Raw genomic sequence first — 18317 nt, 5'->3', positions numbered from 1 at the left:
GGGTGTAGGGGAAGATGAGGAAGTAGGGGAGGCAAGGGGGCAGGGGGCAAGGGGGAGAATACTTTCCCCATTTCTCCCTGCTCCCTGCTCCAATTCCTCTTATTTCCCAGTCCCCAATCCCCAGTCCCCAATCCCCAATCCCCAGTCCCCAATCCCTCTGTTGAAAATTAATCTCCTGACGTACAATCTTTGCTTCAGATTTCGCCTACGCTCAAATAAGAGACGCTTTTTATCAAACGTCATCATTTTCGTAGCGAATCTAAAACACTTGCCATGCAACTTGTCCCGAAAACTCAGCTTGAACCAGAAACAACCCCGACTAGAGATAAAATTCTGCTGGATGTTGGGGGTATGAAGTGTGCTGGCTGTGTCAGTGCTGTAGAGCGACAGCTAACCCAATATCCAGGTGTAAAGAGTGCCTGTGTGAATCTGGCTACAGAGGTAGCCGTGGTAGAATTAGAGAATGGGACTGTAGACCCAGAAGCATTAGCCCAGAAATTAACAGCATCTGGATTTCCTAGTCAACTGCGCCAAGCTAACAATCAAGTAGTAGGTAATTCTTCACTCACAGATCCCACAGAAAAACAGCAACAAAAAATGCGTACAGCATGGCGGCAATTAATCATTGCTGCGGTGCTGTTGTTATTTTCTGGGATGGGACATTTGGGTGATTTTGGCAGTCCGATTTTATCCTCATTAACCAATATCTGGTTTCACTTTGGACTGGCAACGGTAGCATTATTAATTCCTGGTAGACCAATTTTAGTAGATGGTTGGCTGGGTTGGCGACGCAATGCCCCTAACATGAATACCTTAGTGGGATTGGGAACTGTTACCGCCTACACAGCCAGCGTCATAGCACTACTGTTTCCCCAACTCGGTTGGGAGTGCTTCTTTGATGAACCAGTGATGATGCTGGGTTTTATTTTGTTGGGTAGGACATTAGAACAACAAGCCAGAGGCAGGGCGGCGGCGGCATTTCGGCAATTGCTGGCACTCCAACCACAAGTAGCGCGATTGATTCCTAACCCAGATTTAGAAAAGATGGGGCTGGGAACAAATAGTATAGAAATTCCCGCAGAACAGGTACGAGTTGGGGAATGGGTGCAGGTGCTACCGGGAGATAAAATCCCTGTTGATGGTGAGGTACGCTTTGGGCAAACAACGGTAGATGAGTCGATGTTGACTGGGGAAGCGGTGCCAGTCATTAAACAAACAAGCGATACAGTGGCAGCAGGTACTATCAATCAGTCAGGTGCGATCGCCATTCAAGCCACCCGTACAGGTAGCGACACCACCTTGGCGCACATTGTCGCCTTAGTAGAAGCTGCCCAAACTCGCAAAGCCCCAGTCCAAAAATTAGCTGACATCGTAGCGGGTTATTTTACCTACGGTGTCTTGACTGCATCTGTATTGACATTTACCTTTTGGTACTTCGTCGGCACTCACATCTGGCCTGATGCCACCCTCTCAGATGGTGTGGCAATGATGAATCATGCCGCCCATAGTATCCCCCATTCCCAAGTCCCGATTCACCACTCCCCACTACTAATTAGTTTAAAATTAGCGATCGCCGTCATGGTTGTCGCTTGTCCTTGCGCGTTAGGATTGGCTACACCTACAGCGATTCTTGTGGGTACTGGTATGGGTGCAGAACGGGGTTTATTAATTAAAGGTGGCGACGTTTTAGAAAAGGTACATCAGCTAAAAACAATTGTCTTCGATAAAACCGGCACACTCACCACAGGTAATCCCAAAGTGACTGATTGTGTGGTGATGGCAGGATTGGGAACTGGGGAAAATCAGCACACCTTGATTCAATTAGCTGCTGCTGTGGAAAGCGGAACTTATCACCCCTTAGCCAAAGCGATTCAGCGAGAAGCGCAGCGTTTACAGTTATCTATTCCAGAGGCGGTAGACTTCCACACTGAGCCAGGTTTGGGTGTATCGGCTGTGGTTGCAGGTCAAACTGTACTTTTGGGAAACTGGGAATGGTTGACTGGGCATGGAATCGCCCTTGATGACACAGCACAACAGGCAGCGCACAAGCTAGCAACAGAAGGTAAAACCGTTGTGGGTGTGGCAGTTGCAGGTACTTTAGCCGGACTGATTGGTGTGCAAGATACTCTGAGAACAGATGCCTATGATACAGTAGAAAAGTTGCGCCAGATGGGTTTGCGAGTCATCCTACTCAGTGGCGATCGCCTAGAAGCTGTCAGTGCCATAGCGCAATCATTAAGCATAGATAGTGCTGATGTGATGGCAGGTGTTCCCCCCAGCAAAAAAGCCCTTGTCATTCAAGAACTTCAAGCCCAAGATGCCCATCCCGTGGCAATGGTGGGGGATGGCATCAATGATGCTCCCGCTTTATCGCAAGCCGATGTTGGCATTGCTTTACACTCAGGCACAGATGTAGCAATGGAAACCGCTCAAATCGTCCTCATGCGCGATCGCCTGAGTGATGTTGTGGAGGCAATTCAACTCAGTCGAGCCACCTTTAACAAAATTCGTCAGAATTTGTTCTGGGCTTTTGCCTATAACACCGTTGGTATTCCTCTAGCTGCTGGTGTTTTATTACCCAACTTCGGTTTTGTCCTCAGTCCTGCCGGTGCTGCTGCCTTAATGGCTTTTAGTTCCGTTAGTGTGGTGACAAACTCAGTGTTATTGCGTAGGTTAGCCCATCGTGGTTGACGCACTCCCCGCAATTCAATTGCGGGGATTCTGGGGTCAAACAGCGATTGCAGGCACAGCCCGTCTTACTTCACCTAACCCAATGGACAACGCCCTGCCCATGAACTTATCGTACCACAACCGTTGGCGCAAGCCTTCCCGAAGGGTATGAAAGTGGGCGATAATGGCAGGCAACAATATTCAACACATTGGGATTAATCAAAATTTCAACGATTGTGGTAACGATTTATCAATGGCACCAGCAACTGATGAAAGTCATCTATTAATTATTGAAGACGATCAAGGTCGTCAAGAACTCACTTTAGAACACTCTGTTTACTCTATCGGCAGAGGTCGTGAGTGTAATATTCGTTTAATATCTCAATTCGTTTCCCGTCGCCATGCTACCTTGGTAAGATTGCCACGATATCCTCACGGGAATAGCTATTATTACCGGATTGTTGATGGTGATGGACAAGGAAAACCTAGTGCCAATGGTTTCATGATTAACGGCCGCAAAATGCCAGCCCACGATTTAAAAAACGAAGATGAAATCGTTTTCGGCCCTAAAGTTCGTGCTATTTATTATATATTGAAAAACTCTCAGCGTTCTGGACAAACAGATGCCAGTGAGTATGATATTACGCTGATTAATCCTGGCATGAATCAGGATATCGAAGAGTTGTGAACTGTCAAAAATCACCGACGTAGAACGTCGGTGAGTATGTCAACCAGCCAGACTTTCAATTAAATGCCAATGGCGACTCTCTTCAATCGCCTGCCGAATATAATCAAACATTTGTCGGCAGTGATTATAAACTTGCAGTGGTAATTCTTCATTCTTAATTACAATACTCATCCGGCTTTCTGTCGCAGTAGCCGTTGATTTATCAATCAGCACTTCCACTTTCACCATTTTAGAAAAAGGAACATTTCCAGGAATCTCACGAGCCAGAATGTAATCCGGTGTATAGTATTGTATTTCCAAATTACAGTCCTGTAGAAGGTCTAGCACTAATGGCTGGAGATGATCAACGTGAATAGAAATAGTAAATGAACAGGTATAGCGAGCCATAGTAGCCCCACCCCTTGCAACACTCCGTCCATCCTATAATACCTAAGCAGCTAAACGGTAACTCGTGATAGATTCCTTAAACAAAAACATTGATAGCACTAGCTGAGGAGAGTTTCAAAATCCCAGGACTTTGACACAAATATGCGCCTCTTTTTGGGCGATCGCGCCATTAACATCCTTTTTATCGAAAATTCCTCCACAACCCCAGCCGACTAGACACAGACAGCACTAGGTCGAACTGAGAGAACGGTGGACATTTACAGCAATTTTAAGCTAAAGTTGTAATGAGTTTGTTTTAGATGAAAGGGTGGCAAAGCAAACGTCAAACAACAAGAAAACACATCTGCTCAAACTTTGATTTCCGCAGCAATCAAAAGCAACACTCAAGGTTGCACAGATGTAATAGTAGTATGTAATCTCCTTGCATATACAAAGCAGCAACAAAAATCAAACTGGGAAAACTTCCCCCATAGTAAACAGACTTCAATATGCAAAAACAGGCAGGATCAACAAAACCCATTCGTTCTTTAACAGATGCACTGGAGCGGTGTCAACAACTTGGTATGCGCGTTAGCCGCCAACGCCGTTTTATTCTAGAACTGTTATGGCAAGCCAATGAACACCTTTGTGCCAGGGAGATTTACGATCGCCTCAACCAACAAGGTAAAGACATCGGTCATACATCTGTATATCAAAACCTAGAAGCATTATCTAGTCAGGGGATCATTGAGTGTATTGAACGCTGTGATGGGCGTTTATACGGCAATATCAGTGATTCTCACAGTCATGTGAACTGTCTCGATACTAATCAAATTCTGGACGTTCATATCCAACTACCAGAAGAATTCATCCGAGAAGTGGAAGAAAAAACAGGTGTGAAAATTACTGATTACAGTATCAACTTCTATGGTTATCGTGATCCCCAGACAAATCAGCAACAAGCCAGCTAGATCAATAACTATAATTGCGCTCGAATCGTAAAAGCATAGTCACCGCCTGGTTCTAGCTGATAATCTTGCTGTTCCAAAAAACGCCCCAAGGGTTCTTTAATTAGCGCACGGCCTTGAGATGGCTTAACAGAAAGTTCTCCTTGGCGAAAGTTCCATTGAAAATGCCACTGAAAATCCCCTGCACTGACTTCGCCTTCTAGAAAGCCTTGTTGCCAGGATTGGCGGGTAATTTTAACATAGGCAGTAGTTTCTGGCAAACGTTTAGCACTCACAATGCTTGGTGTTAAGTGGGTAACAAAACCTAACTATGTAGGCTCTTTCTTTTATTTACCAAACTTCGCCGCGATCGACAAATCAAGTAAGTGAGTATTTTTGCTGAAAATACTGGTAACAGCGTTAATAATAATACTGTTTTCGCTAATAATCCCCTATTTCATCTGCTTGGGTGTTTCTGCGGTTGTTAGTTACAAACGTAATTAATGATACTAAAGACCGAAATTAAATTAAGCCTAACGACTGAAGTCGTCCGGCTTCTTCACTGCATTGAGCCTGCGTAGGCAGGCTACCCTTTGGGAAGCCGCGCAAAGCGCGTCTATGTTCCGATAGCCGCGACTTTAGTCGTCCGGCTGCTATTCAGTTATCAGTAAAAAATTGGTCGGCGATGCCTACCTAAAAGGCATCGCGGATTTTAGATTTTATCTAAAATCCAAATCGAATTAACGATTTACTGCCGCAGCTTCCCGCGCCGCAGCTGCCTGATCTGGGTGAATACCCAAACGTGTGAGATTAATCCGTCCCTTATTGTCAATTTCGCGTACTTTGACAATGACTTCATCACCCACGGCTACCTCATCCTCAACCTTGCCCACACGGTAGTCAGCTAGTTGGGAAATGTGAATCATTCCTTCCTTACCTGGAAGAAATTCTACAAAAGCACCAATGGGGATAATCCGAGTCACGCGCCCAGCATAGACATCGCCTTCATTTAGTTTGCGTGTCATACCTTGGACAATATTACGCGCCCGTTTAGCCTTAGTTTCATCAACCGCAGAAATTGTTACCGTGCCATCATCTTCGATGTCAATTTTGGCTCCCGTTTCTTCGGTGATGCCCTTAATTGTTTTACCACCAGGGCCGATGACTAGACCAATCATTTCTGGATCAATCTTGATAGTCAACAGACGAGGAGCATAGGGTGAGGTTTCAGGGCGTGGTGTGTCAATGGTTTGCAACATTTTGTCTAAAATGTGCAATCTGGCTGCTTTGGCTTGGTGGATGGCTTGGGCTATCACTTCCAAAGACAAACCAGAGATTTTCATATCCATTTGTAAGGCAGTGATCCCTGTATCTGTCCCGGCAACTTTAAAATCCATGTCGCCCAAGAAGTCTTCAATACCTTGAATATCTGTGAGGACTCGCACTTCGTCGCCTTCTTTAATCAAACCCATAGCTGCACCACTCACGGGTTTGATCATGGGTACACCAGCATCCATTAAAGCCAGGGTGGAACCGCACACCGAACCCATCGAGGTGGAACCGTTGGAAGATAGCACTTCCGAGACTACGCGAATCACGTAGGGGAATTGTTCCTTGGGTGGTAGTACAGGTAAAATCGCTCGTTCTGCTAAGGCTCCGTGACCGATTTCCCGTCTACCAGGGGCGCGGAGTGGCTTGGTTTCTCCGACTGAGAAGGGTGGGAAGTTGTAGTGATGCAGGTAGCGTTTAGATTGATCTGTTTGCAAATCATCATTGAGGTTTTGAGCATCTCCAGGAGTCCCCAGGGTACAAGCGGATAATACCTGGGTTAGTCCCCGGTTAAATAAACCGCTACCGTGGACACGCTTGGGTAAGACACCAACCTGACAAGACACAGGACGGACTTCATCAAGTTTACGACCATCAACACGCACGTTATCTTCAATGATTTGACGGCGCATGAAGTGTTTAGTAATGTCTTTAAAAGTGTTACCCAAAGCTTTGCTATCTGTACTAGCAGCAACGCGAATCGGGTCATCTTCTGGGAGTTCGGCGATCGCTGTGGCAATATTTTCTTTAACAACATCTAACGCAGTATCGCGTGCGTTTTTGTCTAAATCAAATTGAGCCAAGATTTTCTTAATCTCATCACTGGCGCGATCGCGAATATAATTTTCCAGAGTTTGGTCTACTTCTGGTGGTGCTTCCTTGACAATTTCTAGACCTAGTTCTGCAATTAAATCTTGCTGTGCCTTAATTAAATCGCGCACAGCTTCGTAGCCGAAATCAATCGCTTCAATAATATCTCGCTCTGGTAATTGGTTTGCGCCAGCTTCCACCATGATCACACCATCTGGGGAACCAGCTACTACCAAATCCAAGTCTCCGGCTTCAATTTCCGCATAAGTAGGATTGATAATAAAATCATCTCCTACTAAGCCTACCCTGACTGCTGCCATCGGCCCGTTAAACGGAATTTTAGCAATTAGAGTTGCTATTGAAGCACCAGTCACCGCCAATACGTCCGGTGGTACTAACTCGTCCATTGACAGAGTGAACGCCACAACTTGTAAATCATCCCGCAGCCATGAAGGGAACAAAGGACGCAAGGGACGGTCAATCAAACGGCTGGTCAGAATTGCTTTTTCTGGTGGACGACCTTCCCGGCGCATAATTCCACCAGGTATTCTCCCGGCTGCATACAGTCTTTCTTCATAATCTACTGTCAGGGGAAGAAAATCAATGCCCTCTCTGGCTGCTGATCTTGTCGCTGTTACCAAAACAGCTGTATCCCCTGATTCTATCAACACAGACCCACCAGCTTGGGGTGCTAACAGGCCAACCTTCAGTCTAATATCCCTACCATCGAAGGATATTGACTTATCAACTTCTGCCATTCAGCTTTTTTTCCTTCTCTTTCTCTATTCTCTCTCTGTGGCAATCCTAACATTTATGCCTTCTGGCTGACTGCTCTTGCATACAAACATCAACAAGTTTCTCAACACCAAGCACAATAGATACTCAGCGTCTTCAAAGGAAGTCTGTCAGCTAGTTGTGCCACCTGTAGAATCTCTACTATGATATCAAACCCCCGCAGTCTAGCACGCTTGTTCTACGCATCCTCTCTGGTAAGCTGTCACTTCTGCTAGCTTGCGCCGTTGCTTTTGCGGATATATTTGACATTCCTGCCCAAATTTCGTCTTGTACTGATATTTTCCTATTAAGTAGGTCAACATAATTAAAGATAAAATGATCATGGGATAGATCCCCGACTTCTTGAAGAAGTCGGGGATCTGGGTATTACGTTTTTTTAAGTTGAGCTACTTATTAAGGGATGCTCTCATGTATCCCCTGTTTAAGAATTGTATAAATCCTAAATTTTATCATTAATTAGTTTAATATAATCAGTAGATATTATGCTAGGCTAGCATTATTAACTTCAAAATATAAGAAAAATTACTCAAACAAATCTAATAATTTTATCGTAGTCTCAGTAATTTAAAAATGGCAATTTTACACGGTAGTTGGTTATTAAAAGAGCAAAATAGTTGTTTATTTATTTGGGGCGAAACTTGGCGAGCATCACGAATTAATTGGGGAAACAATGAAATTTATCTAAATCCATTCTCGATGAATTCAACTGAGTTAAGCGAGTGGTTGTTTACAGAGCATCAGACAATCGCTAGCTTGCTACCTCAGTCTGAAAAAAAGACATCATCGAAAGCAGCCAAAGCCACAGAAATAAATTTACCAATTAATTCCCCAACATTTGCTCTACCAACTCATATATTCACAGAAAAAAAATCAAGTCAATTATCAATTTCACCAGTGCATTCTGCGGCGGTAGAATCTGAAAAAAATCCTGAAAAATATTTGCTGCCTTGGCGAGTTGAAGGTTTTTGTCTCAATCCAATCACCACAATTAAATTTCTGACTAATTTACCTCTAAATATTGTCAATGGTGAAAATACTTTTTTAGGTGGAGATTTAAGCTTCTGGTTACAAATTGCTCGTTGGAGTTTAGATTTAATCGCTCGTTCTAAGTTTTTACCAATTATCCAACGGCAAGCAAACGGTACTTTTGATGCTAAATGGCAAGTTTTACTAGACAGTGCTGTAGATAGCACTCGCTTAGAAAAGTTTGCGGCGAAGATGCCATTGGTTTGTCGGACTTATCAAGGGACTGGGGGAGAATGTATTCAGTCACCAATGTATGTAGATTTTCCGCTTAAACCGCAAGAATTAATTTTATCATTTCTCAATAGTGTAATTGATGCCCAAGTGCGGGAAATGATGGGAAATCAAACAATCCTTGAACCCAGGGTAATGGCATCTTTACCATTAGCGGTGCGTCAGTGGTTGCAAGGGTTGACTGGTGCATCTGGTGCTGTAAATGCAGATGTGATTGGTGTAGAAAGACTAGAAGCCGCGCTGAAAGCCTGGACGATGCCGCTACAATATCAATTGAGTAGCAAAAGCCAATTTCGTACTTGTTTTCAGTTACTTTCACCTACCCCTGAATCTCAAGAAACTGATTGGACATTAGCATATTTTCTGCAAGCAGCTGATAACCCGGAATTTTTAGTAGATGCGGCGACAATTTGGCAAAATCCAGTTGAACAATTAGTTGATCAAAATCGCACCATTAACCAACCACAAGAAACATTTTTACGGGGTTTGGGTTTAGCTTCTCGATTGTACCCGGTGTTAGCACCGAGTTTAGAAACTGCATCTCCCCAATTTTGTCGCCTCACCCCTATCCAAGCCTATGAATTTATCAAATCTGTAGCTTGGCGGTTTGAAGATAGCGGTTTGGGTGTGATTTTACCCCCCAGTTTAGCAAACCGTGAAGGCTGGGCGAACCGTTTAGGTTTAAAAATTTCTGCCGCAACTTCCCAGAAAAAACAGGGGCGTTTGGGTTTGCAAAGTTTGCTCAATTTTCAATGGGAATTAGCTATTGGTGGGCAGACTATTTCTCAAGCCGAATTTGATAGGTTGGTAGCTTTAAATAGCCCATTGGTAGAAATTAACGGCGAGTGGGTAGAATTGCGTCCCCAAGATATCAAAACAGCCCAAAACTTTTTTGCTTCCCGGAAACAACAAATGTCTTTATCGTTGGAAGATGCTTTACGTTTGAGTACCGGGGATACTCAAGTAATTGAAAAATTACCAGTCGTCAGCTTTGAAGCATCCGGCGCATTACAAGAATTAATTGGTGCGTTAACAAATAATCGCGCTGTTGCACCTTTACCCACACCGAAAAACTTTCATGGACAATTACGACCTTATCAAGAAAGAGGTGCAGCTTGGTTAGCTTTTCTCGAACGTTGGGGTTTAGGTGCGTGTCTCGCCGACGATATGGGACTGGGAAAATGCGTATCACCTGATACATTAATCCCGATCAATGGCATTTTACACACAGCCGAGTCAATTTGGAAAACTTATGCAGGAGACACAAGATTTGATGGGGAAGGATTTTGGACAGCACCAACTCAAGAGTTATTAGTTAATTCTATCAATCAAGAGACAGGGGAAATTGTCCAAGCTCCAATCAGACATTTATATCGGCAACAAGTTCGGGAAAAATTAAGCAGAATTACACTCGAAGACGGTAGTAGTGTGACTATTACTCATCGTCATAAATTGCTAACTAATCAAGGTTGGACAAATAAATTACAGGTGGGTGATTATGTTTGTGTACCTGCTAAAATGGTGTGGAATGGAAAACCACAAGACCCTGATTTAGTGAAATTCCTGGCTTGGCAAATTGCAGCAGGTCATGAACTGGGAAATACTGGGGCTTTGAGCATAACGCAAAAAGATGCTACAGTCTTAGAAGATTTGCTGGAGACGTTTCAAAAATTAGGCGATCGCTACCATCTTAAAATTAATCATCCCACTATTATTAGTACACCCAATAAAGCAGCTTATCTGCGAATTAATAGCCAAGCTTATCGCCGATTTCTAGAAAATCAAGGCTATGTTTGGGGTAAATTGTCAGCAGAAAAATCGATTCCCCCCTTGATTATGCAAGCAGATTTAAATAGTGTGCGGCTATTTTTGCGCCACTATTTTGATGCTGAGTCTGCTGTGGTTTCCAGTATGCGGAGTATTGAAATTGCCACCGCATCAGCATTATTAATTGAGCAGCTATCTACACTTTTACGGCGATTTAGTATTTGGTTACGTATTACACCAAAACAAAAGCGTGCTAGCAACGGTAAGCAGATTTTTCGTACCTATTATATCGGTGTAATTGGGGGTAATTCTGCCCGCAGATTTTTGCAAGAAATAGGTTTTGGTGTTCCAGAAAAACAGAGAAAATTATTAGAAATTTGCGAAAGAGTTGGTAACACTAATGTAGAAGGTATTCCGGCGAGTGATATTGTAGCTCAAACCATCAAAAACACAGGTTTACCTCTGCGAAATTTGGGAATGCACAATAATGTTTATATTAATGGTTCGCAGCAATTCTCTAGAGACAGTTTACAGAGAGTTATAGTTGAGATTGAACGAATTATTAGCGGCGAATCTCAACGACAATATCAACAACTGAAACCATCTAAATGGACTACAACAACCCTGGCAGCTTATGAAAAATTAGATGTAGAAACTTTGATTTTAACAAAACATGATTTACAGCATCTACTGGAACAACAAGTATTTTATTGTAAAATTAAGAGTATAGAAGATATTGATTATGAAGGATGGGTTTATGATTTTGAGGTAAGCAAACATCACAATTTTGTGGCTAATAATATTATCTGTCACAATACTGTGCAATTTATTGCTTTCCTGCTACACCTGAAAGAACAGGATGTTTTAGAAAAACCAACTTTATTAGTTTGTCCGACTTCAGTGTTAGGTAACTGGGAACGAGAAGTTAAAAGATTTGCCCCCAGCCTGAAAGTGATGCAGTATCACGGTGATAAACGCCCTAAAGGTAAGGCGTTTCAAGAAGCAGTCAAAAAACATGATTTACTTATTACCAGTTACTCATTAATTCATCGTGATATTAAATTATTACAAACAGTTGATTGGCAAATAATTGTGTTGGATGAAGCCCAAAATGTGAAAAATCCCGAAGCAAAACAGTCACAAGCAATTAGACAATTAGAAACTACATTTCGTATTGCGTTAACGGGTACACCAGTAGAAAATAGACTACAGGAATTGTGGTCTATTATAGATTTTCTCAATCCCGGTTATTTGGGAAATCGGCAATTCTTTCAACGGCGGTTTGCGATGCCAATTGAAAAGTATGGTGATGCAGCGTCTTTAAATCAATTACGTGCTTTAGTGCAACCTTTTATTTTGCGTCGCCTGAAAACAGACAGGGATATTATTCAAGACTTGCCAGAGAAGCAAGAAATGACGGTATTTTGCGGGTTAACTGCCGAACAAGCTACACTATATCAACAAGTAGTAGAAGCATCTTTAGCAGAGATTGAATCGGCGGAAGGATTGCAACGTCGGGGGATGATTTTAGGTTTATTAATTAAGCTAAAACAAATCTGTAATCATCCGTCCCAGTATTTAAAAGAATCGAACTTAGCGCAACATAATTCAGCCAAATTGCAACGGCTAGAAGAGATGTTAGAAGTAGCATTAGAATCAGGCGATCGCGCCTTAATCTTCACCCAATTTGCCGAATGGGGTAAACTGCTCAAACCCCACCTAGAAAAACAACTCGGACGCGGAATATTCTTTTTATATGGTAGCACCACCAAAAAGCAACGTGAAGAAATGATAGACCGTTTTCAACACGACCCCCAAGGGCCACCAATCATGATTTTATCACTAAAAGCTGGTGGTGTCGGCTTAAATTTAACCAGAGCCAATCATGTTTTCCACTTTGATAGATGGTGGAATCCAGCAGTAGAAAATCAAGCCACAGACCGAGTATTTCGCATTGGTCAAACCCGGAACGTCCAAGTACATAAATTTGTTTGCACCGGGACATTAGAAGAGAAAATCCACGACATGATAGAAAGTAAAAAACAACTAGCAGAACAAGTAGTAGGTGCTGGCGAAGAATGGTTAACAGAACTAGACACAGACCAACTCCGCAACTTACTAATATTAGACCGCAGTACCATCATTGAAGAAGAGACAGAATCATAAATTATTTGAAGAAGAATCCAAAAATAAAATGCCCAGTCGTATTCAATATAGCCATTCTCATTCAATTGAGGTACAGTCAGAATTAAACGCAGATGGACGCAGATATAGCTTGCTTCTCTTTCCCTACGGGACGCTCCGCGAACAGAGACGCTACGCGAACCCGCAGGGTACGCAGATAAATTTGTACCTCATTAGACTAGAAAATGCTATATATTTTGCTACACCCAATGATGTAGGTGCTGTTGCCCTCTGGTGAAAAGCGACGGCTGGGCATTGTATTGTAAAATATTACTTGGAAGTAGCTAAAATCTGGTTAGACGATGCTTTTGTTTGCGGCTTGCTTTTGTTTACGGCGCAAAGCTACACCAAGCCCAGCAGTTGTCAATGAAGCTAAGATAGTAAAAGGTTCAGGGACAGGCTTCACAGATTCAAGAACATTATTTACGGTTAGTGTGGAATTGACGGCTGTATCACGGGAATTGACAACCCCAAAACCTAATGTGTATTTTCCATCTTGGTCAAAGGTGTAAGAAGTTTTAGATGTAGTATTGCCATAATTACCAACCAGAGCTACATCAGCCAGTTTTGTAACTAAGGAGCCAATGGAATAAAAAGAGAAGTCGTTATATGGTAAGTAATCATTTGTAGAGAATCGCCAATCAAACTCCAAAACATCCCCAGCATTCACTGTAATAGTGGTTTTAAGAGCAGAACCATTAGTAGGCGAACTGTTAAGACTATTCAAGGCTTGATTTGGTAATTCTAGGAATTGTTCTATGCTAAAACGGCTCACTCCTCCAGAACTAGAGAGTGAAACTTGCCCACCAGAGCTACTAGCGTTGCCAATTGTTTCCCACCCCGTCAAATCATAAAGATTGATAACTGCGGCTTGAGATGGGCTAGCGGACAACAAAAATGTTGCTCCTGCACCACTCATGAGTAAAATATTTTTCCAACCCAACGATCCCATTGAACTTATCCTCAATTAGTAGATCAGTGTTGTACATTGTTATACAAAATAATCTGACGCTTCAACGTATCTAATTATATTTTGTCAAAACTTTATGTTATGTTACTTAACAAATTCCTTTAGATATGCTCCTAAAGCTTAGACGCTATCAGGGTTGGCAACAGAAAGAATACTTATTTTAGTCTTGAGTTTTATCAAGATTTTGTGAATATTATTTGACTATATTAAAATAAACACTGTTTTGGAGGCATCCGATCTCTAGAAGGCAGTCCCCATAAAACCAACTTTATCGCCAAGAATAATTGATTATGACAAATACAACATTACAAGCAAGCCGAGAATGGTGGTCACAAAGATGGCTAGAATTACTCGATTCCTATCGCTTTAAAAAGCGGTTAGAACGAGCCAGAAATTACGCGCGTCAAGGAAATGTTTTAAGCATTGAATTTAAAGGCGCGAAAGTATTAGCAAAAGTCCAAGGTAGCGAAGTAGAACCTTATACAGTATCTCTTTCCCTTGACTCTTTTACTGATGAAGAGTGGGGATATGTAATTGAAACCATGTCTAAAAAAGCGGTTTTTCCTGCCAAATTATTAGCGGGAGAAATGCCCCAAAATATTGAAGAAGTATTCACAGCAAATGGGCTGTCTTTGTTTCCGTTTACTTTAGGTGATGTTCACAGTAAATGTTCTTGTCCTGATAAAGCCAACCCTTGTAAACATATTGGAGCAGTTTACTATCAATTAGGCGACAGATTCAGTGAAGACCCTTTTGTATTATTTCAATTGCGGGGACGTACTAAAGAGCAAATTATCACCGATTTACGTCGATTACGAGGTGAGAAATTAGAAGTTACTACAGATGTCACGCCGGATAGACAACAGGCAGTTTCCCCCACCCAATACAGTGTGAAACTTGATGCTTCCTGGCAATATCATGAGCCGCTAGAGTCTTCTTTGGTAGTGATTGCGCCATCAATGAGTGAGACAATATTAGACGTATTAGGGTCAATTCCTTTAAGTAAAACAGAAGAAAATGTAATAAATATTACATCCAGCGATGTAGTCATGAGTTATTTACAGACTCTGTATAAAGAAGTCAGTCAAAAGGCGATGTTAGCAGCAATGAATGTAGGAGGTAGCTAATTCAGTCAAAATTATCAATAAATATTCATAACTTGAGATAATGAGGTGTATTTGTGTTAAGGTTTGATGCTTGAATGTTATTAAACAAAATAATGCCGTCGAACCAACATGGAAATTCAAACCAGAATTATTTCACTAGAACTTGCTGATGGTACAAGTATTAAAGTAGAAGCTACACCAATTGGCGAGCGCAAAGGCATTATTCAATCGCAGGATTTTTGTCAAATTACTACTGCTATTGAATCTATAACAAAAGACATTGCCCAAGCATTACAAAAAGTAAAACCCGATAAAGCCAATGTGAAATTTGGCATAGGAATTGCGATTGAATCGGGTAAACTCATCCCGTTAATAGTCAAAGATGGTTCTACAGCGAATTTCGAGATTACTTTAGAGTGGGTGAATCACTGAGCGATCGCCTGTAGCAGAGCAGTGTAGTTGATATTGTAGACCATTACACTGTCTGCCAGAAATTGAGCGATCGCTATTTCGATACATTCGGTCAAATTTATCCCAGATTTTACTGTCCAAACTCCAGTCTAGCTTGCTCAACTAAATCGGCTGTAACAATATCTTTTTCTGCTTGACGCGCTAATTGCTCAATGCGCGCTTGAGCTTGAGAACGGGCAAAAAAGGGAATATTTTTTAACTTTGTCTTAGCTTCCGATGTCCAGCGTAAAGCATCCGTAAAATTTGATTCACTCATATCACTTAAACCCTTTTATCAAAGTTTTTTAGCTGCTGTGGCTGTGTCAAGCTGCCAGCTTTGATTAATCTAAATGACTTTGAATCATTTGATCAATCATCACTTCCAAATCTTGCTCTAGATCCGAAGGTGTCACAACCAAGCGCATATATCGCTCATCCAAATCAAAAGCTTCTTCCATCCAACCCTTCCAACCACGGGCGCGTTTATCGATTTCCAACAACACTTCTAGCTCATCTGGTTTGAAAAAGAAGATCACTTCCAATTCATCTAAGTGGTTGCGGTAATTACCTGTAGGACGAAACTCTAACTCTTGTACAAATGGATAAGTGCCACCAAAATGGTGAGTGTACTCACAATCAACTTCATTTAATTGAAAACCTAAGTTTTCCAATGCTTGTAAAACCCTCTGCATCAATGGGTGAGGGCGTACTTCCAGATAGTCTCTGTCTCTAGGGTTAATTGCTGATTTGATATCTAATCCTGTGCGTATATATACTGGAGTTTTTCCGAAAGTCAACGGCATTTCATAAGGTAAGTCCAGTGAAAAAGGAATCATTACTTCCTCGTTTGGCTGGATAGTAAAACGCTCTGATAATCGATAATTAACCAAAACACATTCTTCTGTCACTGTTGAGTCATCTACTTCCCGTTCATACTCAGTAGCGAGTTTTAAGTAGATATCATCAATATTCTGGGCAACATCACCACCAAGAATATAGACTTCGCCCTCTAACACCTCACCAGGAATCACAGAATTGTTGAAAAGACGTGTATCTACTTTAGCTGCACCAATGCCTACACTCGCTAACAGATTTTTAAACATAGTTTCTCAATCAGTAATTAGGTTAAATAACAGTTAGTCTGACTTTTGCTTCATGTAGTAACTATCAGCTGATGCTTCAGAGTTTATGCCAGTCTAGCCCGAATTCATCAAAGTTCTGATAAATCTTAAATACAGGACTTAAACAACAAGACTCTTTGCTTTGGGAGAGTGTAAGGGTTTTGAACATCTACATTCCCATTTCCGTGTAAAAAAAGGCTCTTGTGTCAGAACAAGAGCCGCAAAAGCGTTAGATTGTCAGTGATGAAATAAACTTGAGAACCTAGTCAAGTTCAGGCATAGACATTGCTGGTTCATTCTCACGGTCAATACCTTTCTCGAAACCACCGGCAGCAGCGCGGGCGCGGCCTGCGTGCCACAAGTGACCTACGAGGAAGAAGAAACCTAAGACGAAGTGAGAAGTAGCCAACCACGCACGAGGAGATACGTAGTTGAAGGAGTTAATTTCGGTAGCCACACCACCTACAGAGTTCAAAGAACCCAGAGGAGCGTGAGTCATGTATTCAGCAGCGCGACGAGCTTGCCAGGGCTGAATATCGTTCTTGATTTTTTCTAGATCAAGACCGTTGGGGCCACGTAGAGGCTCTAACCAAGGGCCACGGAAATCCCAGAAACGCATGGTTTCACCACCGAAGATGATTTCACCGGTAGGAGAGCGCATCAAGTATTTACCTAGACCTGTGGGGCCTTGAGCAGAACCAACGTTAGCACCTAAGCGTTGGTCACGAATCAAGAAGGTTAAAGCTTGAGCTTGAGAAGCTTCAGGGCCAGTGGGGCCGAAGAATTCGCTGGGGTAAACGGTGTTGTTGTACCAAACCATGACGGAAGCGATAAAGCCCATCAGGGAGAGTGCGCCCAAGCTGTAGGAGAGGTAAGCCTCACCAGACCAGATGAAAGCACGACGCGCCCAACCAAAAGGTTTGGTGAAGATGTGCCAGATACCGCCAGAGATACAAATTAAAGCAATCCAGATGTGACCGCCGATGACATCTTCCAGGTTATCTACGCTGATAATCCAGCCTTCGCCACCAAAAGGAGCTTTGATTAGATAACCGAAGATAACAGCAGGGTTCAATGTGGGATTGGTAATCACACGAACATCACCACCACCAGGGGCCCAGGTGTCGTAGATGCCACCGAAGAACATTGCCTTCAGCACTAACAGCAATGCACCACAACCCAAGATAATCAGGTGGAACCCGATGATGTTGGTCATCTTGTTTTTGTCTTTCCAGTCATAACCAAAGAAAGAGGAATACTCTTCTAAGGTTTCTGGGCCACGAACAGCGTGATAAATACCACCAAAGCCCAAGACTGCGGAAGAAATTAGGTGAAGTACACCAACTACGAAGTAAGGGAAGGTGTCGATAACTTCACCACCTGCACCAACACCCCAGCCTAAAGTGGCGATGTGAGGTAGCAGGATTAAGCCCTGCTCGTACATTGGTTTTTCTGGAATGAAGTGAGCGACTTCAAACAAGGTCATCGCTCCAGCCCAGAAGACAATCAAACCAGCGTGAGCAACGTGTGCGCCCAGCAGTTTACCAGATAAGTTGATCAGGCGAGCATTACCAGACCACCAAGCAAAACCGGTGGATTCTTGGTCGCGTCCGCCGCCCATTACAGCAGTTCTATTAGAGAGCGTTACCACGGGGTAGTACCTCTTCGGGGAATACAAATTTTTCGTGGGGTTGGTCTTGAGGAGCCATCCAAGCGCGGATACCCTCGTTCAACAAAATGTTTTTGGTATAGAAGGTTTCAAATTCTGGGTCTTCAGCCGCCCGCAACTCTTGGGATACGAAGTCATAAGCCCGCAAGTTGAGTGCGATACCGACGATACCCACAGCCGCCATCCAT

14 protein-coding genes and 1 pseudogene are annotated in these 18317 nt (G+C 42.7%); 6 read left to right on the top strand and 9 right to left on the bottom strand.

Going from position 1 to position 18317, the window contains the following annotated elements:
- The first annotated feature begins 273 nt into the window (after positions 1 to 273).
- Both AACS98_RS06985 and AACS98_RS06980 read left to right on the top strand, forming a co-directional pair.
- Positions 274 to 2691, top strand: a complete 2418-nt coding sequence (locus tag AACS98_RS06985) for a heavy metal translocating P-type ATPase (RefSeq protein WP_066377669.1) — start codon at positions 274 to 276, stop codon at positions 2689 to 2691.
- Positions 2692 to 2854: 163 nt separating this feature from the next.
- On the top strand, positions 2855 to 3358 hold the full coding sequence (locus AACS98_RS06980; RefSeq protein WP_066377668.1) for an FHA domain-containing protein: 504 nt from the start codon (positions 2855 to 2857) through the stop codon (positions 3356 to 3358).
- Positions 3359 to 3397: 39 nt separating this feature from the next.
- On the opposite strand, the gene AACS98_RS06975 is transcribed toward AACS98_RS06980, so the two are convergent.
- On the bottom strand, positions 3398 to 3745 hold the full coding sequence (locus tag AACS98_RS06975) for a hypothetical protein (protein ID WP_066377666.1): 348 nt from the start codon (positions 3743 to 3745) through the stop codon (positions 3398 to 3400).
- 488 nt (positions 3746 to 4233) lie between these two features.
- Here AACS98_RS06975 and AACS98_RS06970 point away from each other — a divergent pair, with 488 nt between their 5' ends.
- Positions 4234 to 4695 carry a Fur family transcriptional regulator gene (locus tag AACS98_RS06970; RefSeq protein ID WP_066377665.1) on the top strand — a complete coding sequence of 154 codons (462 nt, stop codon included), beginning with the start codon at positions 4234 to 4236 and terminating at the stop codon, positions 4693 to 4695.
- 8 nt (positions 4696 to 4703) lie between these two features.
- Here the strand turns inward: AACS98_RS06970 and AACS98_RS06965 are convergent, their stop codons facing one another.
- The gene (locus AACS98_RS06965) at positions 4704 to 4967 is read right to left on the bottom strand and encodes a DUF3146 family protein (RefSeq protein WP_066377663.1); all 264 of its coding nucleotides are present in this window, start codon (positions 4965 to 4967) and stop codon (positions 4704 to 4706) included.
- Positions 4968 to 5411: 444 nt separating this feature from the next.
- Entirely contained in the window at positions 5412 to 7568 is a 2157-nt protein-coding gene (locus AACS98_RS06960) for a polyribonucleotide nucleotidyltransferase (RefSeq protein ID WP_066377662.1), read from the bottom strand.
- Positions 7569 to 8175: 607 nt separating this feature from the next.
- On the opposite strand from AACS98_RS06960, the gene AACS98_RS06955 reads away from it, so the two are divergent.
- The gene (locus AACS98_RS06955) at positions 8176 to 12795 is read left to right on the top strand and encodes an SNF2-related protein (RefSeq protein WP_066377660.1); all 4620 of its coding nucleotides are present in this window, start codon (positions 8176 to 8178) and stop codon (positions 12793 to 12795) included.
- A gap of 313 nt (positions 12796 to 13108) precedes the next feature.
- On the opposite strand, the gene AACS98_RS06950 is transcribed toward AACS98_RS06955, so the two are convergent.
- On the bottom strand, positions 13109 to 13765 hold the full coding sequence (locus AACS98_RS06950; protein ID WP_066377658.1) for a PEP-CTERM sorting domain-containing protein: 657 nt from the start codon (positions 13763 to 13765) through the stop codon (positions 13109 to 13111).
- Positions 13766 to 14073: 308 nt separating this feature from the next.
- On the opposite strand from AACS98_RS06950, the gene AACS98_RS06945 reads away from it, so the two are divergent.
- Together AACS98_RS06945 and AACS98_RS06940 are read left to right on the top strand one after the other, a co-directional pair.
- On the top strand, positions 14074 to 14910 hold the full coding sequence (locus AACS98_RS06945; RefSeq protein WP_066377657.1) for an SWIM zinc finger family protein: 837 nt from the start codon (positions 14074 to 14076) through the stop codon (positions 14908 to 14910).
- Between the two features lie 108 nt (positions 14911 to 15018).
- Entirely contained in the window at positions 15019 to 15321 is a 303-nt protein-coding gene (locus AACS98_RS06940; RefSeq protein WP_066377656.1) for a CU044_2847 family protein, read from the top strand.
- On the opposite strand, the gene AACS98_RS06935 is transcribed toward AACS98_RS06940, so the two are convergent.
- The 5 genes and pseudogenes from AACS98_RS06935 to AACS98_RS06915 form a co-directional block, all read right to left on the bottom strand.
- Positions 15301 to 15441 carry a hypothetical protein gene (locus AACS98_RS06935; RefSeq protein WP_157087494.1) on the bottom strand — a complete coding sequence of 47 codons (141 nt, stop codon included), beginning with the start codon at positions 15439 to 15441 and terminating at the stop codon, positions 15301 to 15303. The genes AACS98_RS06940 and AACS98_RS06935 overlap by 21 nt on opposite strands.
- Positions 15431 to 15616, bottom strand: a complete 186-nt coding sequence (locus tag AACS98_RS06930; RefSeq protein WP_066377654.1) for a PCP reductase family protein — start codon at positions 15614 to 15616, stop codon at positions 15431 to 15433. Before AACS98_RS06930 ends, AACS98_RS06935 begins: the two co-directional genes overlap by 11 nt.
- 64 nt (positions 15617 to 15680) lie before the next feature.
- On the bottom strand, positions 15681 to 16442 hold the full coding sequence (locus AACS98_RS06925) for a sporulation protein (RefSeq protein ID WP_066377653.1): 762 nt from the start codon (positions 16440 to 16442) through the stop codon (positions 15681 to 15683).
- A 280-nt stretch (positions 16443 to 16722) separates the two neighbouring features.
- Complete coding sequence (psbC, locus tag AACS98_RS06920; protein WP_066377652.1) at positions 16723 to 18111, bottom strand: photosystem II reaction center protein CP43; 1389 nt, start codon at positions 18109 to 18111, stop codon at positions 16723 to 16725.
- Positions 18095 to 18317: pseudogene (locus AACS98_RS06915) on the bottom strand (photosystem II D2 protein (photosystem q(a) protein)); the annotation flags it as partial. The gene psbC and the pseudogene AACS98_RS06915, both read right to left, overlap by 17 nt.

Source organism: Anabaena sp. CA = ATCC 33047, from assembly GCF_963870205.1.
In the GTDB taxonomy this organism is placed as follows: Bacteria; Cyanobacteriota; Cyanobacteriia; order Cyanobacteriales; family Nostocaceae; genus Trichormus.
Note: the sequence above shows the minus strand (reverse complement) of the source record. Positions and strands in the feature narration are given on the sequence as shown.